28 protein-coding genes and 1 tRNA gene (1 of these 29 cut by a window edge) are annotated in these 25,746 nt (G+C 46.5%); 23 read left to right on the top strand and 6 right to left on the bottom strand.

Annotated elements, in window-relative coordinates; genetic code table 11:
• The 8 genes from HP399_RS03795 to HP399_RS03830 form a co-directional block, all read left to right on the top strand.
• Nucleotides 1-764 carry the 3' end of a tetratricopeptide repeat protein gene (locus tag HP399_RS03795; protein ID WP_173616977.1) on the top strand. The gene continues 880 nt to the left of window position 1, outside the view, so only the last 764 of its 1,644 coding nucleotides appear in the window; its start codon lies off the left edge, out of view; its stop codon occupies nt 762-764.
• 64 nt (nt 765-828) lie between these two features.
• Entirely contained in the window at nt 829-1,788 is a 960-nt protein-coding gene (gene trxB, locus HP399_RS03800) for a thioredoxin-disulfide reductase (RefSeq protein WP_173616976.1), read from the top strand.
• Nucleotides 1,789-2,023: 235 nt separating this feature from the next.
• The gene (gene rapZ / locus HP399_RS03805) at nt 2,024-2,905 is read left to right on the top strand and encodes an RNase adapter RapZ (protein ID WP_173616975.1); all 882 of its coding nucleotides are present in this window, start codon (nt 2,024-2,026) and stop codon (nt 2,903-2,905) included.
• 78 nt (nt 2,906-2,983) lie between these two features.
• Nucleotides 2,984-3,994 (top strand): gluconeogenesis factor YvcK family protein, encoded by a 1,011-nt coding sequence (yvcK, locus tag HP399_RS03810; protein ID WP_173616974.1) that lies wholly within the window; start codon nt 2,984-2,986, stop codon nt 3,992-3,994.
• A gap of 8 nt (nt 3,995-4,002) precedes the next feature.
• On the top strand, nt 4,003-4,950 hold the full coding sequence (gene whiA / locus HP399_RS03815) for a DNA-binding protein WhiA (RefSeq protein ID WP_173616973.1): 948 nt from the start codon (nt 4,003-4,005) through the stop codon (nt 4,948-4,950).
• Between the two features lie 49 nt (nt 4,951-4,999).
• Nucleotides 5,000-5,257, top strand: a complete 258-nt coding sequence (locus HP399_RS03820) for an HPr family phosphocarrier protein (RefSeq protein ID WP_173616972.1) — start codon at nt 5,000-5,002, stop codon at nt 5,255-5,257.
• Nucleotides 5,258-5,385: 128 nt separating this feature from the next.
• Complete coding sequence (locus tag HP399_RS03825; protein WP_007720436.1) at nt 5,386-5,568, top strand: hypothetical protein; 183 nt, start codon at nt 5,386-5,388, stop codon at nt 5,566-5,568.
• Nucleotides 5,569-5,578: 10 nt separating this feature from the next.
• Complete coding sequence (locus HP399_RS03830) at nt 5,579-5,764, top strand: H-type small acid-soluble spore protein (RefSeq protein ID WP_173616971.1); 186 nt, start codon at nt 5,579-5,581, stop codon at nt 5,762-5,764.
• A gap of 103 nt (nt 5,765-5,867) precedes the next feature.
• Here HP399_RS03830 and clpP read toward each other — a convergent pair whose 3' ends face one another.
• Together clpP and HP399_RS03840 are read right to left on the bottom strand one after the other, a co-directional pair.
• The gene (gene clpP / locus HP399_RS03835; RefSeq protein ID WP_304502538.1) at nt 5,868-6,470 is read right to left on the bottom strand and encodes an ATP-dependent Clp endopeptidase proteolytic subunit ClpP; all 603 of its coding nucleotides are present in this window, start codon (nt 6,468-6,470) and stop codon (nt 5,868-5,870) included.
• Between the two features lie 131 nt (nt 6,471-6,601).
• Nucleotides 6,602-6,823, bottom strand: coding sequence for a hypothetical protein (locus HP399_RS03840; protein ID WP_173616970.1), 222 nt, complete (start codon nt 6,821-6,823; stop codon nt 6,602-6,604).
• Nucleotides 6,824-7,038: 215 nt separating this feature from the next.
• Here HP399_RS03840 and HP399_RS03845 point away from each other — a divergent pair, with 215 nt between their 5' ends.
• A complete protein-coding gene (locus HP399_RS03845; protein WP_173616969.1) occupies nt 7,039-7,506 on the top strand; it encodes a copper amine oxidase N-terminal domain-containing protein in 468 nt (155 codons plus the stop codon).
• Between the two features lie 217 nt (nt 7,507-7,723).
• Complete coding sequence (locus HP399_RS03850) at nt 7,724-8,959, top strand: branched-chain amino acid ABC transporter substrate-binding protein (RefSeq protein ID WP_173616968.1); 1,236 nt, start codon at nt 7,724-7,726, stop codon at nt 8,957-8,959.
• 249 nt (nt 8,960-9,208) lie between these two features.
• On the opposite strand, the gene HP399_RS03855 is transcribed toward HP399_RS03850, so the two are convergent.
• Both HP399_RS03855 and HP399_RS03860 read right to left on the bottom strand, forming a co-directional pair.
• Nucleotides 9,209-9,343 carry a DUF4023 domain-containing protein gene (locus HP399_RS03855; RefSeq protein WP_007720451.1) on the bottom strand — a complete coding sequence of 45 codons (135 nt, stop codon included), beginning with the start codon at nt 9,341-9,343 and terminating at the stop codon, nt 9,209-9,211.
• A 35-nt stretch (nt 9,344-9,378) separates the two neighbouring features.
• On the bottom strand, nt 9,379-11,247 hold the full coding sequence (locus tag HP399_RS03860) for a PAS domain-containing sensor histidine kinase (protein WP_173616967.1): 1,869 nt from the start codon (nt 11,245-11,247) through the stop codon (nt 9,379-9,381).
• Nucleotides 11,248-11,441: 194 nt separating this feature from the next.
• On the opposite strand from HP399_RS03860, the gene HP399_RS03865 reads away from it, so the two are divergent.
• A complete protein-coding gene (locus tag HP399_RS03865) occupies nt 11,442-11,600 on the top strand; it encodes a hypothetical protein (RefSeq protein ID WP_173616966.1) in 159 nt (52 codons plus the stop codon).
• A gap of 75 nt (nt 11,601-11,675) precedes the next feature.
• Here the strand turns inward: HP399_RS03865 and HP399_RS03870 are convergent, their stop codons facing one another.
• Complete coding sequence (locus tag HP399_RS03870; protein ID WP_173616965.1) at nt 11,676-12,680, bottom strand: ABC transporter substrate-binding protein; 1,005 nt, start codon at nt 12,678-12,680, stop codon at nt 11,676-11,678.
• Nucleotides 12,681-12,946: 266 nt separating this feature from the next.
• On the opposite strand from HP399_RS03870, the gene HP399_RS03875 reads away from it, so the two are divergent.
• The 4 genes from HP399_RS03875 (at nt 12,947) to HP399_RS03890 (ending at nt 16,372) form a co-directional block, all read left to right on the top strand.
• Nucleotides 12,947-13,963: a FecCD family ABC transporter permease gene (locus HP399_RS03875; RefSeq protein ID WP_173616964.1), complete on the top strand. Its 1,017-nt coding sequence runs from the start codon at nt 12,947-12,949 to the stop codon at nt 13,961-13,963.
• Nucleotides 13,956-14,996, top strand: coding sequence for a FecCD family ABC transporter permease (locus tag HP399_RS03880; RefSeq protein WP_173616963.1), 1,041 nt, complete (start codon nt 13,956-13,958; stop codon nt 14,994-14,996). Before HP399_RS03875 ends, HP399_RS03880 begins: the two co-directional genes overlap by 8 nt.
• Nucleotides 14,997-15,366: 370 nt before the next feature.
• Complete coding sequence (locus HP399_RS03885) at nt 15,367-15,846, top strand: hypothetical protein (RefSeq protein ID WP_173616962.1); 480 nt, start codon at nt 15,367-15,369, stop codon at nt 15,844-15,846.
• Nucleotides 15,847-15,889: 43 nt separating this feature from the next.
• Nucleotides 15,890-16,372, top strand: coding sequence for a hypothetical protein (locus tag HP399_RS03890; RefSeq protein ID WP_173616961.1), 483 nt, complete (start codon nt 15,890-15,892; stop codon nt 16,370-16,372).
• 112 nt (nt 16,373-16,484) lie between these two features.
• On the opposite strand, the gene HP399_RS03895 is transcribed toward HP399_RS03890, so the two are convergent.
• Nucleotides 16,485-16,559, bottom strand: a tRNA-Arg gene (locus tag HP399_RS03895).
• A 242-nt stretch (nt 16,560-16,801) separates the two neighbouring features.
• On the opposite strand from HP399_RS03895, the gene rpoN reads away from it, so the two are divergent.
• From rpoN to gpmI, 8 genes are all read left to right on the top strand, one after another.
• Complete coding sequence (gene rpoN / locus HP399_RS03900) at nt 16,802-18,175, top strand: RNA polymerase factor sigma-54 (protein WP_173616960.1); 1,374 nt, start codon at nt 16,802-16,804, stop codon at nt 18,173-18,175.
• Nucleotides 18,175-18,453 (top strand): glutaredoxin family protein, encoded by a 279-nt coding sequence (locus tag HP399_RS03905; RefSeq protein WP_173616959.1) that lies wholly within the window; start codon nt 18,175-18,177, stop codon nt 18,451-18,453. The genes rpoN and HP399_RS03905 overlap by 1 nt, the downstream gene beginning before the upstream one ends.
• A gap of 167 nt (nt 18,454-18,620) precedes the next feature.
• The gene (locus HP399_RS03910) at nt 18,621-19,646 is read left to right on the top strand and encodes a sugar-binding transcriptional regulator (protein WP_173616958.1); all 1,026 of its coding nucleotides are present in this window, start codon (nt 18,621-18,623) and stop codon (nt 19,644-19,646) included.
• Nucleotides 19,647-19,664: 18 nt separating this feature from the next.
• Nucleotides 19,665-21,029 (top strand): Na+/H+ antiporter NhaC family protein, encoded by a 1,365-nt coding sequence (locus HP399_RS03915; protein ID WP_173616957.1) that lies wholly within the window; start codon nt 19,665-19,667, stop codon nt 21,027-21,029.
• Between the two features lie 19 nt (nt 21,030-21,048).
• Nucleotides 21,049-22,053 (top strand): type I glyceraldehyde-3-phosphate dehydrogenase, encoded by a 1,005-nt coding sequence (gene gap, locus HP399_RS03920; RefSeq protein ID WP_048034950.1) that lies wholly within the window; start codon nt 21,049-21,051, stop codon nt 22,051-22,053.
• A gap of 99 nt (nt 22,054-22,152) precedes the next feature.
• On the top strand, nt 22,153-23,334 hold the full coding sequence (gene pgk, locus HP399_RS03925; RefSeq protein WP_173616956.1) for a phosphoglycerate kinase: 1,182 nt from the start codon (nt 22,153-22,155) through the stop codon (nt 23,332-23,334).
• Nucleotides 23,335-23,358: 24 nt separating this feature from the next.
• On the top strand, nt 23,359-24,117 hold the full coding sequence (gene tpiA / locus HP399_RS03930; protein WP_173616955.1) for a triose-phosphate isomerase: 759 nt from the start codon (nt 23,359-23,361) through the stop codon (nt 24,115-24,117).
• 12 nt (nt 24,118-24,129) lie between these two features.
• On the top strand, nt 24,130-25,671 hold the full coding sequence (gene gpmI / locus HP399_RS03935) for a 2,3-bisphosphoglycerate-independent phosphoglycerate mutase (protein ID WP_173616954.1): 1,542 nt from the start codon (nt 24,130-24,132) through the stop codon (nt 25,669-25,671).
• Nucleotides 25,672-25,746 lie beyond the last annotated feature (75 nt).

Genomic DNA, 25,746 nt, shown 5'->3' on the forward strand with positions numbered 1-25,746 from the left:
ACCATTATGCAGCGATCTCCGCTTATTTGAGCGGGAAAAAGGATCAATCACTGCGCTGGTGGCAAAAAGCCAAGCAGTTAGATCCAGAAGCAGGAATCGCAGATCAATACATTCAAATGGTAAAAAACGAACAAGAAGGGGAGACTATAAAACCGATCCCCTACCAATACAATACGACCCAACGTGATGTTTCTTGGGAAAAGGCTTCGTTCACGGGAGTGGAAGATTTTAAAACAGACCCGATGATCCGTGCTTCCCTTCTCTGGGCATTGCAGCATGGACGCGATGAAGTGAAATTCGCGGTGCTGCAAACATTGTCTCTGATCGGAGACGATGAAGCTGAAACTGCGGTTCGTCAATTTTATTACCAGACGGATAACCAACAGCTGCAAAAGTTGGCTTTGCTGGCTCTGGCTGATATGGGTGCAGACATGCCGGAAGGAACTCCTGATGGATCGAATAGTTCACCGACGACGGAAGAGCAAAAGAGCAGTATAGAAGAAGAAATAAGCCGTTATTTGCTCTCGCAGGGCAAGCAAGAGGCCGGAGAATGGTGCCTCGATGTATGGCGCAAGCATCATGAATATGCCCAAAGTCGTGTACAAGTGCGAAAAGAAGTAGCGTGGGTCGCAGCATTAGAATATGTATACGGAACGATAACGAACGAAAAACAGTCACAAGCCCTTCTAGCTCAAAAATACGGCATTTCTGCCGCTACCTTGGCAAAGTGCGTCAAAGTTTTGTCGACACTTGATTTTAAATAGATTATTACATTATAATTAATTTAAATAAGGCAACAAAACTGTGTGAGATGAGGAGGCAACAAGCATGAGCGATCAAAAAATTTATGATGTTATTATTGCCGGAGCTGGCCCTGCTGGAATGACGGCTGCAGTATATACATCCCGTGCGAACATGAGCACATTGATGCTGGAGAGAGGAATTCCAGGCGGTCAAATGGCCAACACGGAAGATATCGAGAACTACCCAGGCTTCACTTCCATTCTTGGCCCTGATCTCTCTACAAAAATGTTTGAGCATGCACAGCAATTCGGTGCGGAGTATGCATATGGCGAAATCAAGGAAATCCGTGATGAAGAGCCGTACAAGCGCGTTATCACGGGTGACAAGGAATACTTGACTAAATCTGTTATTGTGGCAACTGGTGCTGAGCATCGTTTGCTCGGTGTACAAGGCGAAAAAGAATTGTCCGGCCGTGGTGTTTCTTACTGCGCGGTTTGCGACGGTGCCTTTTTCCGCAATAAAGAGCTGGTGGTTGTTGGTGGAGGAGACTCCGCGGTAGAAGAGGCTGTATTCCTTACTCGCTTCGCTTCCAAAGTGACGATCGTACACCGTCGTGATCAGTTCCGTGCACAGAAAATCCTGCAAAAACGCGCTTTCGATAACGAAAAAATCGAAGTGATCTGGGATACAGAACTAAAAGAGATCCGTGGTGAAGGCAAAGTACAAGCGGTTCTCTTGGAAAACACGAAAACAGGTGAACAAAGAGAATACCCAGCAGATGGAGCGTTCATCTACGTTGGTATGGACCCATTGACTGCAAGCGTACGTCCACTGGGCATCACCAACGACGCAGGCTACGTACTGACAGACGAAAAAATGAAAACCAAAGTAAAAGGTGTTTTTGCAGCAGGAGATGTACGCGAAAAAATGCTGCGTCAAGTCGTGACTGCTACTGGAGACGGTTCTATCGCTGCTCAATCTGCTCAACACTATGTAGAAGAGCTGAATGAAAAGCTAAAGGAACAAAATGTCACAATCTCTTAACCTGCTTGTAACATGGGTGAAATAATTCAAGAGTAATCTATAGACAATGAATTGACCCCCTTATCTATATAAACAATTGTTGCGTGGCTGGCATTCAGTCACGCATCTTTTTTTCTAAAAAAGCTTGTATGCCTATTGAAGACGTCATTGGAAAAACAGGGGAAGCGGTTCAAAAAGGTGCGAATAAGGTGGACAATATGGTATGCTATTGTCAGAATCGTAGGAGGCGAGTTGCGTGACGGAATTGGGAAACGACAAGGCCATGAATCTCCTGATTATTACCGGAATGTCAGGTGCGGGAAAGACAGTTGCTGTACAAAGCTTGGAGGACCTAGGCTTTTTTTGTGTAGACAACTTACCCCCTGTACTGATTCCCAAATTTGCTGAGTTGGTCAAACAGTCTGGTGGGAGTATTGAGCGAGTCGCATTGGTGATTGACTTGCGAGGGCGTGAGTTTTTTGAAAATCTAGCCGTAACCATGGAGAGCCTCAATCAGATGAATGGTTTATCGTACCACATCCTTTATCTGGATGCGAACGATCAGACATTGGTTTCTCGCTATAAGGAAACACGTCGCAGACATCCGCTTTCCCCGAACGGTTCGCCTTTAGAAGGAATTCACGCTGAGCGCCGTTTGTTGGAGGAAATGAAGGGCTGGGCGCATCAGATTATCGATACGAGTCAAATGAAGCCAGTTCAGCTTCGAGAAAAAATCATCAACCAATACGGTCAACAAGGATCACCCCTTACGATTAATGTGCTGTCGTTTGGTTTCAAATACGGCGCACCGATAGACGCTGACTTGATGTTCGATGTCCGTTTTTTGCCTAACCCACATTATGTGGAGGATTTGCGTCCGAAAACAGGATGTGATCCAGACGTGGCAGAGTATGTGATGCAGCACAAGGACACAAAAGAATTCTTAGAAAAGCTTACAGACTTTTTGGGGTACACCCTGCCGCATTACCAGCGAGAAGGAAAAAGTCAACTTGTGATAGGAATTGGATGCACCGGTGGCAAACATCGCTCGGTCGCCATTGCAGAACATTTGGGAGAAACCTTTGGCAAAGATTTTTCTGTCCGTGTCAGTCATCGAGACATGGAAAAGAACAAATGAGCATAAGATGGCAGGAAAGACTGAAACGCGCATAAATAGCCACCTGTGGTATATGTATTAGAAATAATGAGGTGACATATGCCTACTAAGGGAGTCGGGAGGCTACAGTCAAGGCCATTACGGGTAGTCGTTATTGGCGGAGGAACGGGTCTGTCCGTCCTTCTACGCGGCTTGAAGCACGAGCCAGTGCATATCACAGCGATTGTTACGGTAGCAGACGATGGGGGAAGCTCTGGACGTTTGCGAGAAGAAATGGATATGCTTCCACCTGGCGACATTCGAAACGTCTTGACTGCTCTGGCCGATACAGAGCCGTTGATGGAAAAAGTCATGCAATATCGTTTTTCCACAGGCACGGGATTAGCAGGGCATAATTTGGGAAATCTATTACTTGCAGCGATGAACGAAATCACTGGAGATTTTGTCACCGCAGTCAAAACATTAAGCGGGGTTTTGGCAGTACGTGGAGATGTATTGCCAGCTTCCACGCAATCGATTCAGTTGAAAGCGGAAATGACAGATGGATCTCTTGTAATCGGAGAATCCCAAATACCGTTGACTGGCAAAGAAATCAAGCGGGTGTTCCTTGACCCGGAGGATGCTGTTCCTCTGAGCGAAGCCCTGATGGCTATTGCCGACGCGGATGCCATTTTGATTGGGCCTGGGAGCTTGTACACGAGCATCCTGCCCAATTTATTAGTACGCGGGTTATTTGAAGCGATTACACGCGCACAAGCCCCGAAAATCTACATTTGTAACGTCATGACACAACCGGGGGAGACAGACGGTTTTTCTGCATCCAGGCACGTGAAAGTCATGTATGAACATGTAGATAGACCATTTTTGGATATGATCATTGTCAATTCAGCCGAGCTGCCTGCCCATGTATTGGACAAATATGCGGAAAAAGGAGCAGCTCCTGTCCGATGTGACTTAAAGCAATTGCGCCAAATCGGTCTGCATGTTGTGGCGAGGCCGTTAGTCACATTTGAGGACGGATACCTACGTCATGATGCACATGCTGTCAGCAAGCAGGTTGTGTCGCTCGTCAGACGAAGACGGAAGGTGCTGAAGATAGAGAAGGAGTAGTGAAGTCGATGTCATTCGCCGCGCATACCAAAAAAGAACTTACCATGACGGAGGGTGCCGATTGCTGCAGCAAGGCAGAGCTCTCAGCCTTGATTCGGATGAATGGAAGCCTGCAGTTTGGAGCCGGACGACTGGTGCTGGATGTGACGACAGAGAACGCGGCGATTGCCCGACGCATTTACACGTTAATCAAAAGGCTGTTTCAGATACACGCTGAACTACTGGTTCGCAAAAAAATGCGTTTGAAAAAGAACAACGTCTACATTGTGCGTATTCCAAATAAGGCCAATGAGATCTTGCAAGACTTGGGGCTAATGGATCAAAGCCTGTCGTTTATCCCAGGAATCGCTCCTGAGATTGTAAAAAAGTCCTGTTGCCGCGCTGCTTATTTGCGGGGGGCTTTTTTGGCGGGGGGATCTGTGAATCATCCAGAAGCATCCAGCTATCATCTGGAGATTTTCACTTCCTATCAGGATTTTTGCGAAGCATTGACCAAGATCGCCAATCGGTATAAACTAAATGCCAAGTGCATCGAGCGGAAAAAAGGGTATGTTCTCTATATTAAAGAAGGCGAAAAGATTACAGAGTTTTTGAGCTTGATTGGAGCTCATCAGGCGCTTCTGTATTTCGAGGACGTCCGAATCGTAAAGGACATGCGGAACTCGGTAAACCGTTTACACAATTGCGAAATCGCCAACATAAACAAAACGGTGAATGCAGCCACCAGACAAATGGAAAATATTCAGCTCATCGATCAAGAGATGGGATTGGAGAATTTGCCAAAACGTCTGCGAGAGGTCGCGGAGCTTCGAGTGGCTCATCCTGACATCAATTTGAAAGAATTGGGTGAGATGGTGCCAAGCGGAGTAGTGAGCAAATCGGGCATTAACCACCGCTTGCGAAAAATTAACGAAATCGCTGACAAAATACGAGAAAAACAAAATATTTCGATGTAGATGCATGTTATACTAAAGGATAATAGTCTACAAGTGAGGAGGTCCATTCATGGTTCAACAGCAGGTCGTGGTTCACTTAAAGACCGGTTTGCAAGCTCGTCCAGCAGCCTTTTTCGTTCAGGAGGCTAACCGTTTTGCATCGGAAGTATTCGTAGAAAAAGGCAACAAGAAGGTCAATGCGAAAAGCATCATGGGTATCATGAGCCTCGCAATCAGCTCTGGAACGGAAATTACCATTTTGGCAGAAGGGCCGGATGCCTCCCAGGCAGTCACCAGCCTTACGAATCTGGTAAGCAAGGAAGAATAGAGTTACGAGAGACACTTTTCCCTTGTAGGGAGGTGTCTTTTTTTGTTGGTCATCTAGATGATTATGTATCAATTCACTTCGGGCAGGGCATTTCTAACCATGTATATTGCATGAAGGAGGAATGACACATGAGTAACCGTGATAAGTGTTACGAAGGCCGCGATTGTTATGATATGGACATTGATCGGATGGTAAATGAGGGGCTGGGGGGCGGAGTTGTTTCCGACCAAAACGGACTGATTGAAGAAACGACTGTAGACACGATGACAGGGGCGTCGTCAGCCAAGCAAGCCCTTGAAGATGAGCAATAGGGAGCGGCTTATGAATGTAACGAGAGCACAAGCCATCATGAGCTCCGACGACCATATCAAGGTAGAGTACGAAGGACAAGCCGTTTGGATCGATGCTGTAGACGAAAAAACGTCAAAAGCACGTGTGCATGATGAAAAAAATCCAGGGCATAGCCGGACGGTCTATGTCAGTCAGTTAATGGAAGTATCACAATGATCCATCGAAAAGGCCGAGCAAACCAAGGGGGTTTGCTCGGCATACAAAAAAACACTCGGCCCGTAGTCCAGGCACGAGTGCTTCTTTTTTTACTACGTATCTCTTATTTTTTGGAAGACGATTCGGAAGTGATGACTTTGTCAATCAGTCCGTACTCTACTGCTTCTGCGGCAGAGAGGAAGTTGTCGCGATCGGTATCCTTTTGGATGCGCTCCAAAGGCTGTCCAGTGCGTTCAGCCAGGATGGTGTTCAGATGATCACGCATCTTCAAAATACGCTTTGCGGCAATTTCAATGTCGCTCGCTTGTCCTTGGGCTCCACCCAATGGTTGGTGGATCATGACTTCACTGTTTGGCAGAGCAAAGCGTTTGCCTTTTGCTCCAGCAGCCAGCAGGAATGCTCCCATGGACGCAGCCATTCCGATACAAATGGTGGATACATCTGGCTTGATGAAGTGCATAGTATCGTAAATCGCCATACCAGCAGTAATAGAACCGCCTGGGCTGTTTATGTACAAGTGAATGTCTTTCTCCGGATCTTCCGCCTGAAGGAACAACAACTGTGCCACAACGATATTGGCTACGGTGTCGTTGATTGGGGTTCCCAGAAAGATGATGCGGTCTTTGAGCAGGCGGGAATAAATATCATAAGCACGTTCCCCACGGTTCGTCTGTTCAATGACGGTTGGAATTAAATTCATATGCATCTAGTCTTCCTCCTCTCTTTGTAACAATATCATACACAAAAGGTCAATGAAGGTCAAACACATAAGTGCGTGCCCTCACTACCATGTTTGCCAATTTCCCTCTGTATAAACGTACTCGAAAAAGAAAACATTCATTCCTTGGAATTCTCATCGGCCTCGGCCAAATGGACGGCGAGTTTCAACGTGGCTTTCATCTTTTTTCCCTTGATGATCGTATATTCATCGACTTGTTTGGCTTGCAGCTGATTGATGGCTTCCGCCAGCTCCTGTTGGTCTTTATACGGTTCAATGGTCAATAAGCATTCTTCGTCACTGGCCTCTTGATAAATGAGAAAAAAACGTTCCCCTGCCATGGTAAGCCTCACTTTCGAAAGTTATCCACAATGTTATACACAGGTTGTGCACAAAAACGTTTGTTCGTGGGATATTTATTTTTTTTCCTAGTCTTGTCATGTTTGGGGAGAGAATTACATAGGAAATGTATGGAATAAAAAAGAAGGAAAAAGTTGATTCGTGTCGAACTTTACAAAATTGGAATTCATTTCATGATATTTAAGGGGTGTTTATTATGCTTCGCAAGTTTTCAACAATGATGCTGACAGCGGCTCTTCTAACAGGAAGTGTAGCGGCAACGGCTGCGTTTGCCCAAACTGCTCCTGCTCCTGTACAGCAACAAAAAATCAAGGTTCAGCTAAACGGCAAGGAGTTCCCATTCCCACAAGAAATCGTTACTGAAAATGGTGTTGCGTATGTAAATGCGAGCACATTGGCGATTGCTTTGGGTGGTTCTGCAGCATGGGATAGCACGACCAAATCTCTGCTGGTTGCCAAAGACAACCACTACGCTCTGCGTATGTACGAAAACCAAAACTTTGCTTATAAAAACGGCAAAGAAACCAGTGTAGCAAATCCGCCACGTCCAGTGACAGGAGCAGTTCTCGTTCCTCTCGTATTCATTGCCCAAGAATTGGGTGCAAAAGTAGAGTACGATGCAAAAACGCTCACTTACAAGCTGAGTATTCCAATTAATTCCTAATAATCAATGAGATACTTCTCATCAAGATAGCCACTTCTATGCGTAGAAGTGGCTATTTGCCTCAATACACCACGTGTACGCCTCTATTAGCAGACAGCGATAGAGGTTTTTTGATTGATTCTTCTTTTAATCATTTCTATTGCAAATTTTCTAAAATATCCTACAATAAGATTGTGATTCATAGTTTGCTCATAAATAAAGAGGGGGAAGCTTTCCTATGAAAAAACAGAAATCATTGTCGATACTGGCTGCAACATTTGCTCTGAGTACATTGCTCGCGGGCTGTGGTGGAGGTACGGGGACTGGTGGACAAAGCGCGACACCACAGCCGAGCAACAATAGCGGAGGAAGCACGGGCGGTGCAAGCGGATCTACTGAGAAGCTCGTGATTGCTGTAGTTGGTCCGATGTCTGGTCAGTACTCTGACTACGGAAGCACTGCAAAAGCTGGTGCTGAATATGCATTGAAAGAAAAAAAGGAGGCATTCAAAGCACTTGGCTTTGATGTTGAATTGTCCGCGCAAGATGACCAAGCTGACCCGAAACAAGGGGTAGCAGTCGCACAAATGTTGATTTCAAATCCTGACGTAGTCGGAGTAGTTGGCCATGCTACAACAGGTGCTTCGATTACGGCAGCAGCGCAATACGAGCAAGAGAAGCTCGTAATGGTATCTCCTTCTGCAACGGGATCAGATTTGACTGAGCAAGACAAGAAGATCGTACACCGCATTTGTGCGCGTGATGATCAACAAGGCTCCAAGGCAGCTATTTTTGCCAAAAATCAGTTGAATGTAAAAACGGCTTTTGTTATGCATGACAAGGCTGCTTATGGACAAGGTCTTGCGGAAGAAGTGAAAAAACAATTTGAAAAAGACGGCGTACAAGTTCTCGGCTTTGAAGGGGTAACAGCAGGCGAGAAGGATTATAGTGCGATCATCACCCAAATCCTTGCGAAAAATCCAGAGATGATCTACTTCGGTGGATATTACTCTGATGCAGGGATCATCGTGAAGCAAGCACGTGAAAAAGGCTTCAAAGGTGTCTTTATGGGTGGCGATGGCTACGACTCCGCTGACATGGTGAAAATTGCTGGTGCGGAAAATGCGAATAACGTAGTCTTTACTTCTACTGTTGGCGATATTGGTGCTACGGAAGACGGCAAGAAATGGATCACAGACTTCGAGAGCGCGACTGGCAACAAAGTAGGGATCTTCACTTCGTTTGGTTATGACTCCATGGGTGTTATGCTGAACGGTTTGGAAGAAGCGATCAAAGCAAACGGCGGCAAAAAGCCAACTCGTGAACAAGTGCTGGAAGCTGTTCATAAAACCAAAGATTACAAAGGCAAATTCGTTAACGTAACATTCAATGATAAAGGCGACAACGACTTTGCTTCCGTATACGTGTACAAGTATGAGGATGGAAAGAAAGTATTTATGGGTGAAGCGAAGTAATTCTTCATTATGAATAAGCTATTTGGGACATACTACGTTTGGCATGAATACCAGAATGAAAAGGAAGGGATTCTGATGTCAAACAATCGTAATACGAAGAATGGCGGCAACCAAGGACACAGCAGCAAGACGCAAGGCACCCAAAAGCAAAAGTCCGAAAGAGATCGTAACCTGAATAAACAGGATCCACAATAACAAACAAAAACCCACCTGGCTCGACAGTGAGCTCGCAGGTGGGTTTTTGCTTCGTTATACTCGTTGCTTGCTGGGCAGACGCTGTTCCGGATGACCGTAGCCCTGATGCTGTTTGTTACGCAGGTTTTTTGCTTGGGATTCGCGAATTTTGGCCACGAACTCACTTGTGCTCATTTTGGTGAAATCCATAGGGCACCTCCACTGATGATGGGATGTACACCTTTCTAGGATGACCCAATTTGGTCCTGAACAATCGGCAGTGTAATCTCTACCACTGTACCTTCATGCTCCCTGCTTTTAATTTCCAGGCTGCCGTTATGGTCTTTCATGATTTTGCTGCTGATCATAAGGCCGAGGCCAGTTCCATTTTCTTTTGTCGTGAAAAAGGGGGCACCCAGCTTGTGAATCATTTCTTCAGAGATTCCACAGCCAGTATCCGTGAGTGTAATGAGTACTTGATGATTGTCTTTTAAGGCGGTGGCAATAAGAACCTCACCATGTCCGTCGATCGCTTCGATGGCATTTTTAATGATGTTAATAAAAACTTGCTTGAGCTGGTTTTCTTCTCCCGCAATGATCGGATGGTAAGCAAATGCGGTACGGAAATTGATGTTTTTCAAATTTGCTTCCGATCTTAATAGTGCCAAGACGCTTTCCAGCAAAGGGATGAGCGGAAGAGGCTTGATTTGGATGCTATGTGGCTTTGCCAAGACTAACAATTCACTCACAATAAAATTGATCCGGTCCAGTTCAGAGAGCATGATGTCGGCGTACTGCTGGTTATCATTCATGCTCGGATAAAGAAACTGGATAAAGCCCTTCAAAGATGTGAGCGGATTGCGAATCTCATGGGCGATTCCAGCAGCCAGCTCCCCAATTACGGAGAGCTTCTCAGCCTTTCGTAATAGTTCCTCGTTATTTCGGCGTTCTGTAATATCCCGCGATACAATGATAAAGCCATCACAATCTCCCGTTTTTGTCAGGATAGGGGCACCCTTTGATTCGAGAACGATCCATTTGTTATTTTTCGTTTGGAAACGAAACTCGCATATCTTTGGTTCTTTGGTCGCCAGCAAATGGTGAAAATGGTCAATGACAGTTTGCCGATCTTCTGGATGAATCTCGACAAAGGTGAGCTGTCGGCAATTTTCACTCGTTTCGATTACACGTGAATGCGATGGGGAGAGATAGAGGATATCCCCGTTTTTGTCCGTAATCAGAATAAGATCATCTGTGTATTCCGAGATGATTTTGTTCGTATTCTCGCTTTTAAACAAGGCGGCCTCAGAGTATTTGCGTTCTGTGACATTTCGCGAGACTAACATGATGTTTTGGACGTCTCCTACCGCGCTTAAAATGGGGATTCCGCGTGTTTCGAAGGAGACCTCGTTTCCGTTCCTATCCATAGAGCGCGTCTCGAAATGAACGGGTTGTTTCGTTGCCATGATCTCTTGAAATTTGTCCCGGAACATAGGGATATCCTCTGGATGTGTGAGTTGCAGGTTGTTAGGGGAAGTAACCTCGGCTGGAACAAAACCCAATTGCTCGATTGATGGGGATGCATAGATGCGTCGCATGGATAAATCATAAATCGTCACGATATCCTGGGTATGATCGATGAGGAGACGATATTTGGCTTCGGTTTGACGCAAGGCCTCTTCAATTTTTTTGCGGTCGGAAATGTCACGGGTAATGCAGGATGCACCAATAATTTTTCCCGTTTCATCTTTGATTGGAGCAGCTGACAGAATGACATCCATCTTCGTGCCATCTTTTCGCTGCCTGATGGTTTCGTAATTGGTTAGTAATACACCCATGCTCCTGACCGCATCAAATAACTGTTTGGTCTCGCTCCTATACTCGTCTGGAATAAAGCAGAGCGGTGAAGCGTAAATCTCCTCCATGGACCAACCGTAGTATTGCTCAAAAGCATGATTTACCAAGACGATATTGTTATCGAGATCACTAATCGAAATGGCATCCGTCGTAAAGTGAAAAAATGCTTTTAATATTTGATCTGGAAACAACACTTGCGTGATTTCCTTTTTTGAGCGTTTCTTTTTCCATAAGAAAGGGGTATTAAGCTTGTTCATCAGATTTCCCCCGCATAGTCTATCAAGTATTTGAGTGAGATAGCGTTGTCGTAACTATTCGAGATATAGGAGCCATTTTCCTATCAAAATTTGGAATAGTTTGTTATTCCATAATGAATTGGTTATGCATGAAGGTTCTGACTCGCATGGAAATCAGCTATAATGAGAGTTAGAAAAAAGTCGGGGGTGTATGCATGACTACTGGTTTTATCGTTGCGTTGGTGATCATTTTTATCGTCATCATCGGTGCGACGATTTTGGTTACAAACAAAGCTTATTCGCGTAAACCTGAACAAATAGATCCGATTCTGCCCAGTAAGGATACTGCTGGTATTAAGGAACTCGATCAATAATGCCAGTAGGCAAAAGAAAAGGAGTGGTTATCTCAACCACTCCTGCTTTATTGACGGTATCGGAAAGTATATAGCCTACAGTTTGGAGAAGCGTTCTACGATGTCATCAACAAGCAGTTCCGCAGAAAGGATACCGCCGCCTACGTTCCAGATCACTTCGTCAACTTGGAATGCCTTATTGTTTTTCGCGACATTCAGTTTTTGATAGAGCGGATCTTTCATCCATTCCTCGGTGTATTTATTAGCAGATCCATCACCGGAATAATCGCCGATCCAGTAAAACATGATGTCGCCATCCATTTCAGCCATGAGCTCTTTTGGAATGTCTTTTTTGAACTCATCGATGTCTTGGGAGACTGGTCGAGCAAAGCCGAGCTGGCTCAAAACAACGCCAGAGAAAGTGTCTTTCAAGTAAAGACGAGTTTTGCCAGCTACGAAACGAACGACAGAGACTTTCATCTTCGTCTTGTCACCCAGTTTTCCTTTTGCATCCTCAATCTTCTTATCGAAATCAGCCATCAGCTTGTCGCCTTCAGCTTTTTTATTCAGTGCTTCTGAGTAAAGTGCAAAGTTGATTTTCCATCTGCCTACGAGATCCTCGGAGAAGACGGTTGGGGCAATCGAGGAAAGCTGAGCGTATACTTTTTCTTGTCCTTGGCGTCCTTTTGTTCCCAGAATCAGGTCTGGCTTCAGGCTGGCGATCAGCTCAACGTTTGGTTGGTTCTCGTCACCCAAATCAATTGCATCCTTCATTTTTTCTTTAATATGTGGATGCCATGGGTCACCAGGTTTACCGAGACCACTCATGACAGCACCAACTGGCGTAATCCCTAATGCGAGAACAGCCTCTGTGCTTTCACTGGTAAGAGCGACGACACGTTGCGGAGTCCCTTTTATTTTTGTTGACCCCATAAAGTGTTTTACTTCTCTCTCTTCAGACGCTGCTGGTGTAGTTGTTGATGCAGCTGGAGTAGAAGAAGATGAGCTGGATGAAGACGTTGCCTGTCCCCCGCAACCTGTTACGAGCATTACAGCGGAAAGCATAGCCCCGAGCATCAAACGCAGGGAAGTTTTGCGCATGATGGAAAATCCCCCTTTTAACTGATAATGATTATCATTTTTTCTTCACTACTGTATATGCTTATATGACAATGTGTCAATATATTTTTTGGAATCAAAGGAAAACTATAGATATTTTTGTGCTGAATTTTCCAATAGCGATAATAAAAATCAATATCATTGACTAGCCCTATCCGCAAGCTTAGACTGATTAGTGGGAGAAACTTACATACTTATGTAGCGAATAGACAGAATAGGTAGAATGCAACGGAAAGAAGGGAACAGGCGTGAATGTGATTTTGTCCAGCCGACTGCAAAAGACTACTGTACTCATAGTAGGGCTCGTCGTCCTGGCAGTTGTGATGGTAGCTAGTATCCTTTTCGGAATCAATCGGTATTCGCTCACTACTGCAGTAGAGGCATACACCCAATTTTCCGGTTCAGAGGAACATTTGATTATTACGACTTCCCGAATGCCGCGTACACTGACAGCGGTAGCGGTGGGGAGCAGCCTCGCTGTAGCTGGTGTTTTGTTGCAGGCGTTGACGCGTAACCCTTTGGCTTCACCATCTCTTATCGGTGTGAACGCTGGAGCTGCAGCAGCTATTGTGACGACGATTGCTGTTTTTGGCTCGCAATTCCCAATGTCGCAAATGATGTGGGCAGGTTTTATTGGAGCGGGTGTGACGGCTCTGCTTGTATACGGGTTGGCTTCCGCTGGGCGGGGAGGCATGACTCCGATCAAGCTGACACTTTCGGGTGCAGCGGTGGCCGCTTTTGCTTCGTCTGTGACTTCTCTATTTATGCTGCTGCAAGAAAAGACGATGACAGAGGCCTTTTACTGGTTAGTTGGTTCTGTGGAGGGAAGACAGCTCGATCATTTTTTTATGATCATTCCTTATTTGCTAGTAGGCTGGTTAGGCGCTATGCTATTGACCGGCTCGTTAAACTTGATGGTACTCGGTGATGATGTAGCGACTGGCCTGGGCCAAAAGATTATCTTAGTAAAAGCTACAGCGATTTTGCTCGTGGTGTTCTTGGCAGGTGGGAGTGTCGCGCTCGCCGGACCAATTGCATTTGTGGGCATCATCATCCCGCATCTTTGTCGTTTTTTAGTCGGCCTTGATCATCGCTGGTTGGTTCCCTATTCGATTGTCTTTGGCGGAGCTTTTCTGGTTTGCGCTGATTTGCTTTCTCGCCTTGTTTTGATGCCTATGCGTCTGGAAGTACCAGTAGGCGTAGCAACTGCCATGATCGGAGTGGCTTTTATCATCCCACTGGTCAGGGGGAGGGCGTATGCATAGACATGTAGTTATTCGGACCAAAAAGCCAGCGCTCTCGTTTCATATAAATAAGCGGGCGTTAGGAATTAATTTCATTCTATTTTTGCTGTTATCTGTTGTGATTGTATTGAGTATTGGCTTAGGTAGCTTGCATATTCCTGTGTGGGAAGTCATCAAAGCTTTTGTGGGAGCGGGCAGTGAACAGAATGAATTGATCGTGCTCGATTGGCGGTTGCCTCGCGTTGTCGTTTCAGTCATGGTGGGAGCTTCCCTGGCGGTATCGGGGGCCATCTTGCAGTCTTTGGTGCGAAATCCGTTAGCTTCGCCTGATTTGATCGGGACCACAGCGGGAGCGACGGCAGCGGCGGTAGCATTTATCACATTCACAAAAGATGTAAGTGTGCAATGGATGCCATTGGTGGCCTTGGTTGGTGGATTGTTAACGGCTACGCTTACGTATCTCACTGCGTGGAAGGAGGGAGTCTCACCTTTTCGCCTCGCGCTTGTCGGTGTATGTATCTCAGCGGGTATGGGGGCATTAACGATCTTTTTCCTGGTGATCACCCAAACCCACAAAGCCTCAAACGCTCTCGGATGGATGACAGGAACGGTGTACGGTATGTCTTGGGTAAATGTCATGACGTTGCTTCCGTGGACCGTTTTGTTTCTCGTCGCTACGATTTTCCAAATCCGTTATTTGAATGCCCAGGAGCTCGGTGATGATATCGCTAAAGGCATTGGCGTAGCGATTGATAAAAAGAGATTGCTCTTGATCGCGATCAGTGTGGCGCTGGCAGGTGCTGCGGTCGGTGTGGCAGGAGGGATCAGTTTTATCGGTTTGATGGCTCCACACATTGCTCGTAGGCTAGTTGGCTCTGCGTATGGTTACTTGTTGCCGGCTTCCGCTGTTTTGGGCGGGATTCTCGTCGTCTTGGCTGATTTGATTGGGAGAACGGTGTTTTTACCGCATGATTTGCCAGCTGGGATTTTTACCGCAGCGATTGGAGCGCCGTTTTTTGTTTATCTTTTGTATAAAACGAGGAATTATCAGTAGGTAATTGAAGTTGGTTATCTATTGTTGAGGGAAAGCCCTGGAGGAAAGTAATGCTCCAGGGCTTTTTTGTATGTACCATTCAGCAATTTATTACAAAATATTACAAATATAAAATTTACAAAACGGATTAAATATGGTAAATATTAGTGAAGTTTACATTTATGATAGTCTATGTAATTAATCGTGAAAGGATTTCTTGTGCATGGTCCTCCAAATATATGAGGAATAGCAAAAATCGATAAATGTCGAGTTTATTCTTGATTAATTACCAAATTTTTGCAAAAATATACAAAACAAATATTTACAATTAGGTTATAAAATGGTAAATAATAATAGTATCTACTATCACAGCTTTTGGAGGGATTTATTCGTGAAAAAAGTCGTAGCAAGTCTATTGAGCCTGTCACTTGTATTATCTGCTTCTGTATCTGCACTGGCTGCAGAACCTGCAAAAAGTTTGAAAGCACCTCAAAAAGCTGCGGCGGCAAGCGACTCGTTTGAGCCAAATGATGAGCCTGCATTTGCTTCATTTGTTAATTCCAATGTTTCGTATTCAGCAGAGATTGGCCATAACAAAGATTTCGATTGGTTTAAGTTTTACGCGAAACCGGGGAAACTTAATTTTGCGATTAGTAACTTAACATCAGAAAGAGGGAACCTACGGGTATCGGTGTTTCATGAAAGTAAAATGTCAGGGTCACCTCAGTTTGTAGAAAATGGGAAGTTAAGCTTCACACAAGATCTCACAAAAGAGGGCATTTACTACATCATGATTTATGACTACTCTGCATTTGATTCCAAGCCAATCAAACCAATCCCTTATGCATTTAAAGCCATTTATAATCAATAAAATCTCAGACTATTTCTACTAAATATATGCGGAGGTTTTATTCATGAAAAAAGTCGTAGTTAGTTTGTTGACACTCGCAGTAGCTTTATCAGCATCTGCTTCCGCATTTGCAGCAGAACCAGCTAAAAATATGAAGTCTTCCCTGAAAGCAGCGGCTTCTGTAACCGATCCATATGAACCAAATGATAGTGTTGCATTCGCTCCATACATTAATTCGAACGTTTCATACACAGCTGCAATTAATCACTATAGAGATTCTGATTATTTTAATTTTTACGCAAAACCAGGAACGTTTAATTTTGCATTCAGCAGCCTGTCATCAAGTTCTGAGCCGATTACAATCTTGGTGAGGAAGCCAACAGGAGAGTTTCTACATAGAGTTGTTACCAAAGGTAATACATCTTTTTCAGTAAATATCCCGGAAGAAGGCCAGTACAGCATTTATCTGGGAACGCCAAATGCAATATTAGATAATAGACCAATAGAACCAATCCCTTATTCTTTCAAAGCGATTTTTAACCAGTAAATGTAGCTCAAGAGAAACAGTCCTTAATCGGGCTGTTTTTTTGTTCCCATGAAGGTTCAACATAAAAAAGCGACCTCTTGAAATTCAAGAGATCGCTTATTGTTTGTACGTATGGTACGCCTGAAGGGAATCGAACCCCCGCACATGGTTCCGGAGACCATTGCTCTATCCACTGAGCTACAGGCGTATATTGTGACGACAACTTTTATTATAAAACATCGAGAATCTCAATGCAAACGAAAAAAAGTAGTTCAGCAGAAAAAACTAGCGATAAGGTAAGCGAGAGTGAAAAAGTCCATTGGTGAAGATCTTTCGCCATTTTTTGTGTTCTGTTTCATCAATTTGGCAGGAAAATTGCATGAGAGAACGAATATAATGAAAATAAAGAGTCATCGAGCAGCATGAGCAAGTGCGAAGGAGGCGAGCTTCATGAACATGGGATTGGGGTTATTTCAAGAACAAACACTGAAATTAGTGATGACGCCGGAATTACGCCAAGCGATTACCATATTGCAGTATTCAGCCATTGATCTCATCTCCTATTTGCAGGATCAGGCAAATGAAAATCCTGTTTTTGACCTTGAAGTGGCTGGAGAAGTCGCTTCTGCAAAAGCAGAGAAACCAGCTCCTGAGATTGACTGGAAAGAAATTGTGGGCAATCGCGCGACAGGTGAGTACCCTTCGTCGAAAAATGAAAGCACTTACAATCCGCTGGATTACGTCCAGCAAGGTGCGGAGACGCTGTACGAACATCTGGAGCGTCAACTTGGCTATGTAAAAGGATTCTCGTCGCTGCAAAAACAGATCGCTCTCTTTTTGATCGGGAATCTAGATGAGAAAGGATATTTGGAAATTACACTGGAGGAAGCGAGTGCGCGCCTGGGTGCTGAAATGCTGGAGATTGAGGACGTGTTGTCCGTTTTGCAGCATTTTGATCCAGTAGGCGTAGCTTCGCGTAGCTTGGAAGAATGTCTTTTGCTACAGCTCGGGCATTTGGCCCTCGATGACGAAAAGATCGTTCAGGTCGTTCGCAACCACCTGCAAGATTTGGCGGACAATCGATACCAGCGGATTGCAGACAAAATCGGATGTACACCGCAAGAGGTACAGGCGATGGCAGACCTGATCCGTACGCTGAATCCGCGTCCAGGGGCGGCCTTTTCCACAGTAGAGACAAGATATGTCATTCCAGATGTGACCGTAGAGAAAGTCGGGAATGATTATGTGGTATTGGTCAATGATGTTGCTGCACCGCGGCTGAAAATCAACAGCTTTTATGAAAAAATGCTGAGCCAGCAAAAAAGTCAAGATGAAGCCAAGCAGTTCATTCACGATAAGCTGAATGCCGCCATGTGGCTGGCAAAAAGTCTAGAGCAGCGCCGCCTGACGCTCATGCGTGTAACACAGGCCATCCTCGATATGCAACGGGAGTTTTTTGATCGGGGGATTCATTATTTAAAGCCCATGACACAAAAGGAAATAGCAGAGCGGGTGAGCCTGCATGAATCGACGATCAGCCGGGCAACTAGCAACAAATACGTCCAGACACCGCGCGGAATCTTTGAACTGAAGTATTTCTTTACGTCAGCACTCTCTACTTCCAACGGGGAAGCGACTTCTTCTGAGAGTGTGAAGCGCAGAATCAAAGCACTGATCGAGCAAGAAGATCGGAAGTCTCCGTTATCTGATCAAAAGCTGGGTGAGATGCTGCTTACAGAGGGGATTGAAATCTCCCGCCGCACGGTTGCCAAGTACCGGGAAGAAATGCTGATCCCATCGTCGGCTAAACGAAAGAGGTTTTAATGGGAATGAATGAAAAAACGTTTGAAATGGTCTTGTACGGACGAAATAAATGTCATTTGTGCGACGAGGTGGAGCTCTACATCCGCAGTCTGGCGGAGGAGTTCCCCCTTCGTATGCGTATGGTTGATATTGAAAGTGATCCGGTCTTGCATGAAGAAATGATGTTTGTCATTCCAGTGGTCGAGATTGATGGAGAGATCGTGTTTCGTTCCATTACACATGTGGTGACGCTCGAGGAGCTGCGAAACGAATTACATAGACGTGCCGCTCGGTCATGAGTGGCACTTTTTTATATGGGTTCGTGGGAACTTGCAAGATATTGCTAAATATGATACATTCAACTTGTAGCAAGTGATCTTTTTTTTGCACCAAGCGGGACATAAAATGTATATACAGGGACATTAAACGTCCCGATTGACAATTTGTAACCAAGGAAGAAGGCAAAATGCGACGTTTACTGGAACTGCAACAAAAATTGTTGCCTGACTTGATTCAGGTTTTGCGTCAGCGGTACATGTTGCTCCGATCCATCTATCATTTGCAGCCGATTGGCAGAAGAGGTCTTGCTCAAGCCATGGATACCACTGAACGTATTTTGCGGGCAGAAGTGGAACTGCTAAAAGAGACGGGGCTCCTTCATGTAACGGCTGCGGGAATGAGCCTGAGTGAAGAAGGACAACAAGTCTTGGACGACATGGAGCCTCTCGTCGGAGAGCTATTCGGCCTTACAGACTTGGCGGAGCGACTGCAAAAAAAGCTGGGCATATCAGAAGTCATTGTGGTGCAGGGCAATGCAGACCAATCGCCTTGGGTAAAGGAAGAGCTTGGACGGGTAGGGGCAAGGATCCTCAAACAGGTCGTGCAAGAAGGAGACATTGTAGCGGTAACAGGTGGTTCATCCATCGCCAGCGTAGCAAGTCATCTGATGCCTTCTGCTTCGTTCAAAAACGTTCAGTTTGTCCCTGCTCGCGGTGGACTGGGAGAACGCGTAGAGCTGCAAGCGAATACGCTCGCTTCCGCCATGGCAGCGAAAACAGGTGCTTCTTATCGGCTTCTTCACGTACCGGATCGCCTTCATCCAGAAGCCTTGCAGACATTGGTTAAAGAGCCGCAAGTACAAGATGTGCTGTCGCTCTTGGGCGAAACTCGAATCGTTTTGCATGGGATCGGGGATGCCGTCACGATGGCGAGAAGGCGGAATTATTCGGAGGAAGAACTCGCAGAATTAGTGGAAACGGGTGCTGTATCAGAAGCATTCGGCTACTACTTTAATGAAGCGGGAGAAACGGTCCACAGAATGCCGACAATTGGTTTACAGCTAGAGGAAGTGCACAAGGCAGAAACTGTGCTCTCCATTGCGGGGGGCGAAAGCAAGGCAAAAGCGATTCTTTCCTTTGCTAAGCAATCGTGTCAGAATGTACTCATTACGGACGAAGGGGCAGCTTATACGCTGTTGTCCACACGATTGTAACGGAAGGAAGTCGGTCGCATGTCTATCACATCGGTAACACCCATCTTGGCAATGATCGCTGGCATCATTTTGAGCCTATCGCTCGGTTTTCCGATCGCATGGGGGATTGTTTTTGCGATCTTGGTCACACTGGTTAGTGTAAAAAGATTGGGTTATCCGTGGAAGCAGCAGTTCGTGTTTGGCTGGGAAGGTGTCCAAAAGGCAAAGCCCGTCCTTACGATTTTGTTTTTAGTAGGACTCTTGATCCCGCTATTAATGATGGGAGGAACTATTCCCGCCATCATTTACTACGGATTATCGATTGTGAATGTCGAGTATTTGTTCGTTCTCTCTTTTCTGTTGACCGCAGGCGTCAGTTATTTATTGGGTACATCAATCGGTACGCTGAGTACGATTGGGCTGTCCCTGATGGGCATTGCCCAAGCAGCAGGGATATCACCTGCAATCGTAGGAGGTGCGCTCATCTCTGGAGCGATGGTGGGGGAACGTTTCTCACCGATATCCAGCAGTCGATTACTGGTGCTTTCGAATGTCGGTATGACAGAAGAGCAGGAAAGAAAAATACGGCGTCCTGCATTACTTACGGTAGCGATTTGCGCGTTACTTTTCCTGATCCTTGATCTGTTTCGATCTCAGGCGAACTCGACGGATACCATTCAGATGTACCAAGAGCTGTTAGTCAGTCATTTTTCTGTACATTGGATGCTCATGCTGCCTCTCGTCGTGTTAATTGCCTCTTTTGCACTGAGAGTAAAAGCAGTGAAGGCATTGCTTTTCGGTATCGGAGCCAGTGCGATTCTAGTCGGGATCAATGGGAATTTGGATGTGAAGGCGTTTTTTACATCGATGCTATATGGATTTGAGCTTCATTCAGGAACGCCGCTGGATCAATTGGTCCATGGGGGCGGGATGTTCGCCATCTTCAGTGTTCTGGCGTTAATCATTCTCGCAGGCTTTTTAAACGGCATTTTGAACAGAGCCAATTTATTAACCCCCATCGTAGACAAAATGATGGGCCATACAAAAAATAAGACGGTGTTGGTAGCGAAGGCAACGGCATTGTCGTTGTTAGTGGTCATCATCAGCTGTAATCAAACCATTCCGATTCTAGTTCTCGGCTCGACTCTTCTTAGGAGATTCTCCCAATGGAAGGGAGGGCGCGAGCTGTTGGGCAAGACGATGCTGGACTCCACAGTTGTCATGCCTGTACTGATCCCATGGAACGGACTATCGATGATGATGGCACTCACGTTAGGTGTTTCGACGATCCAGACATTACCCTTTGTGTTTTTTCCAATCTTATTACCGATTGTTACGATATTATCGACCCGCTGGTTTTCGCCAGAGGGCAGGTTTCTCGCGATGAAGAATAAAGCTAGCTAATGAGCAGGAGGTATACATTATGGTAAAAGTAGGTATTAACGGATTTGGTCGTATTGGTCGTAACGTATTTCGTGCAGCACTGAACAATCCGAATGTAGAAATCGTGGCGGTCAATGACCTGACAGATGCACACACACTGGCTCACCTTTTGAAATATGACTCAGTTCATGGTGTTCTGAACGTGAGCGTTGAAGCTTCCGAAAACACGCTCATCGTTGACGGCAAAGAAATCAAGGTATTGGCAGAGCGCGACCCAGCTCAACTCAAGTGGGCAGATTACGGTGTTGAAATCGTAGTGGAATCGACTGGACGCTTCACGAAGCGCGAAGATGCAGCGAAGCACTTGGAAGGTGGCGCGAAAAAAGTCATCATCTCTGCTCCAGCAACAAATGAAGACATTACAGTCGTAATCGGTGTAAACGAAGACAAGTACGATCCAGCACAACACACTGTGATCTCCAACGCGTCCTGCACAACGAACTGCTTGGCGCCATATGCGAAGGTCCTCAATGAAAAATTCGGTATCGTGCGCGGATTGATGACAACTGTTCACTCATACACCAATGACCAACAAATTCTCGACCTGCCGCACAAAGATTTGCGCCGTGCCCGTGCAGCTGCGGAGAACATCATTCCAACCTCTACAGGAGCGGCAAAAGCGGTAGCACTCGTACTGCCTGAGCTGAAAGGCAAGCTGAATGGTTTCGCAATGCGCGTACCAACTCCAAACGTATCCGTAGTGGACTTGGTAGTTGAGTTGAAGACAGACGCAACTGTTGAAGAAATCAACAACGCTCTGAAGGAAGCGGCAGAAGGCCCACTCAAAGGCATTCTCGGCTACTCCGAAGAGCCGCTCGTATCGTCTGATTACAATGGAAACCCTGCATCCTCCACAATCGATGCTTTGTCTACAATGGTACTGGAAGGAAACATGGTGAAAGTCGTTTCCTGGTACGATAACGAGTGGGGTTACTCCAATCGTGTCGTAGACTTGTGTCATTATGTTGCACAGCGCGGCTTCTAACACGTAAAATAGAACTGTTGTGGAAAAAAAGGGAGAGCAATCTCCCTTTTCCCATATCTTTTTTCCGAATAAAAAGCCAATGATTTGGGAGGATCGTTCATGAACAAGAAATCTATCCGCGATGTTGAGCTGGCAGGCAAGCGCGTATTCTGCCGTGTCGACTTTAACGTGCCGATGCAGGACGGGGTAATCACCGACGATACACGCATTCGTGCTGCTGTACCAACCATCCGTTTCATGATGGAGGCAGGAGCCAAAGTAATCCTGGCGAGCCATTTTGGGCGTCCTAAAGGCCAAGTAGTGGAAGAGATGCGTCTTACTCCTGTCGCAGCTCATCTGTCTTCGCTCTTGGGCAAGGACGTGCGTAAGCTGGAGGATTGCCATGGTGCTGACGTAGAAGCGGCAGTAGAACGGATGGAGTCTGGCGACGTCATCCTGTTGGAAAACGTACGCTTCCATGCGGGAGAAGAAAAGAACGATCCAGAACTGGCAAAAAGCTTTGCGGCCTTGGCTGATCTGTTTGTGAATGATGCATTCGGGACAGCTCACCGGGCACATGCTTCTACAGCGGGAATCGCTGAGTACATACCAGCAGTTGCGGGCTTGTTGATGGAAAAGGAGATTCGCTTTATGGGCGGAGCCCTGTCCAATCCAGAGCCTCCGTTTACAGCGATTGTCGGCGGTGCAAAAGTAAAAGATAAGATTGCTGTCATTGAAAATTTGTTGACCAAAGTCGATCACTTGATTATTGGTGGCGGTATGGCGAATACATTCCTCAAAGCACAGGGTTACGGCATTGGGGCTTCTCTGTGTGAAGACGACAAGCTCGATCTCGCACGTACGTTGATGGGTCAGGCAAAAGAGCGCGGCGTTCAATTGCTGATGCCAGTTGATGTTGTCGTAGCTGACCGTTTTGCGGCAGATGCAGAAAAGCAGGTCGTGGCAATTGATGCGATCCCAGATGGCTGGATGGCACTCGATATCGGGCCAAAAACAGTAGAGCAGTACCACAGTGTCATCGTAGAATCCAAAACAGTGGTGTGGAACGGTCCGATGGGCGTATTTGAAATGGATGCTTTTGCAGGCGGCACGATTGGCGTAGCCAAGGCGATGGCAGCATGCAGCGGAACGACCATCATCGGTGGCGGTGATTCCGTAGCAGCTGTGGAGAAAGCAGGCGTAGCCGAGCAGATGACACACATTTCTACAGGCGGGGGAGCGTCCCTGGAATTCATGGAAGGCAAGGAACTGCCAGGCGTAGCTGTGTTGGCAGATAACTAATAAGAGCGAAGAGGGGGAGTTTGCATGCGAACACCAATTATCGCGGGGAACTGGAAGATGTTCAAAACGATGGCCGAGGCAAGAGCGTTTGCGCAGGAAGCCAAGGCAGGCAACAATACTTCCGGGGTACAAAAAGTCATTTGCGCACCTTTTACAGCGCTGGCTGCACTTAAGGAAGAGCTGGCGGGCACGGATATTGCCATCGGCGCGCAAAACATGCATTTTGAAGAGCAAGGTGCTTATACAGGCGAAATCAGCGCGTCCATGCTGAAAGAAATCGGTGTGGAGTACGTGATCCTTGGTCACTCCGAGCGCCGTCAATATTTCAATGAAACAGATGAGACTGTGAACAAAAAGGTTGTAGCCGCATTAGCAGCAGGTCTCGTACCAATTGTGTGTGTAGGCGAGAGTCTGGAGCAACGGGAAGCAGGCGAGACAGCTGACGTAGTCCGTACGCAGACAGAAGGTGCCTTTGCTGGAGTGGACGCTGCACAAGTGGCGGATACCGTTATTGCATACGAGCCGATTTGGGCGATTGGCACAGGCAAGTCTTCCACGGCAGAGGATGCGAATGAAACGATTGCGATTATTCGCCGTGTAATCGGTGAACGCTTCGGACAAGCGACAGCCGAGAAAGTGCGCATTCAATACGGCGGAAGTGTAAAGCCGGAAAACATCGCAAGTTACATGGCACAGCCGGATATCGACGGAGCATTGGTCGGTGGAGCGAGTCTCGTAGCGGACAGTTACTTGCAGCTTGTGGCAGGAGCTACGTCGCGATAGGAGGAGAAAGCAATGGCACAAAGACCAAAACCGGTTGCCCTTTTGATTGTGGATGGTTTTGCTTTGCGTAACGAGACGCATGGAAACGCAGTAGCACAAGCCAACAAACCGAATTTTGACCGTTACTGGAATCAATACCCTCACGCGACCCTGGAGGCAAGTGGGCTGGCTGTTGGACTGCCAGAAGGACAGATGGGCAACTCCGAGGTAGGCCATCTCAATATCGGGGCAGGGCGTGTTGTTTATCAGGATCTGACGCGCATTACCAAGTCGATTCAAGAAGGCGCTTTTTTTGAAAACGAAACACTGATCGCTGCTTTCCAGCACGCGAAGCAAAACGGCAAGCAGCTCCATCTGTTCGGGCTTTTGTCCGATGGTGGTGTACACAGTCACATTAACCACTTGTTTGCGATGCTCGAATTGGCGAAAAAGCAGGACTTTGCGGATGTGTTCATCCACGGTTTTCTCGATGGTCGCGATGTATCGCCTGACAGTGCAGTGGGCTATATCGAACAGCTGCAAGCTAAAATCGCAGAGATCGGCGTTGGCCGTATTGCTACCGTACAAGGCCGCTACTATGCGATGGATCGTGACAAACGCTGGGAGCGTGTAGAGAAGGCGTATCGTGCCATGGTGTACGCAGATGCTCCGGCTTATCGTGATCCGGTTCAAGCGGTAAAGGAATCCTACGAAAAGTCCATCATGGATGAATTCGTCATGCCGACGGTGATTCTCGATGAGGCAGGAAAACCAGTGACGACCGTTCAAAGCGGCGATTCAGTTATTTTTTATAATTTCCGCCCGGATCGTGCGATTCAAATGTCGCAAGCCTTTACGAATGAAGATTTCCGTGGCTTTGACCGCGGAGATGAGCGCCCACGCGATCTGCATTTTGTGTGCCTCACGCATTTTTCCGAGACGGTTGACGGGTATGTCGCTTACAAGCCTTCCAATCTGGATAACACGTTGGGAGAGGTGCTTTCCCAGCAAGGCTTGAAGCAGCTGCGCATTGCCGAGACGGAGAAATATCCGCACGTGACGTTCTTCTTCAGTGGCGGCCGTGAAAAGGAGTTTCCAGGTGAGACACGTATCTTGATTCCTTCGCCAAAAGTGGCGACGTACGATTTGCAGCCGGAGATGAGTGCACCAGAGCTGACAGACGCTGTTGTCGCTGAGATCGAGGCAGATAATTTTGATGCGATCATCCTGAACTTTGCAAACTGCGACATGGTTGGTCATTCCGGTATGATGGAGCCGACGATCAAAGCAGTCGAGACAGTCGATGCATGCTTGGGCAGAGTAGTCGATGCAATCGTAGCAAAAGGTGGCGTAGCCGTCATCACGGCTGACCACGGAAATGCGGATCTGATGCTGGATGAAGCGGGACGTCCGATTACTTCACACAGTACGTATCCGGTGCCTGTAATCGTGACCAAAGACGGGGCTGCTCTGCGCGAAGACGGTATTTTGGCCGACTTGTCGCCAACGCTTTTGGAGCTTTTGGGGGTAGCGCAACCGGTCGAAATGACAGGCAAATCGTTACTTGCAAAATAGGCTTTACTGGGACACACTGTAAGGGTAGCTTGGCGTTTATCGAAAAATAGATTGTAAGTGCACATGAAAAAAGGA

Source organism: Brevibacillus sp. DP1.3A, from assembly GCF_013284245.2.
Lineage (GTDB): Bacteria > Bacillota > Bacilli > Brevibacillales > Brevibacillaceae > Brevibacillus.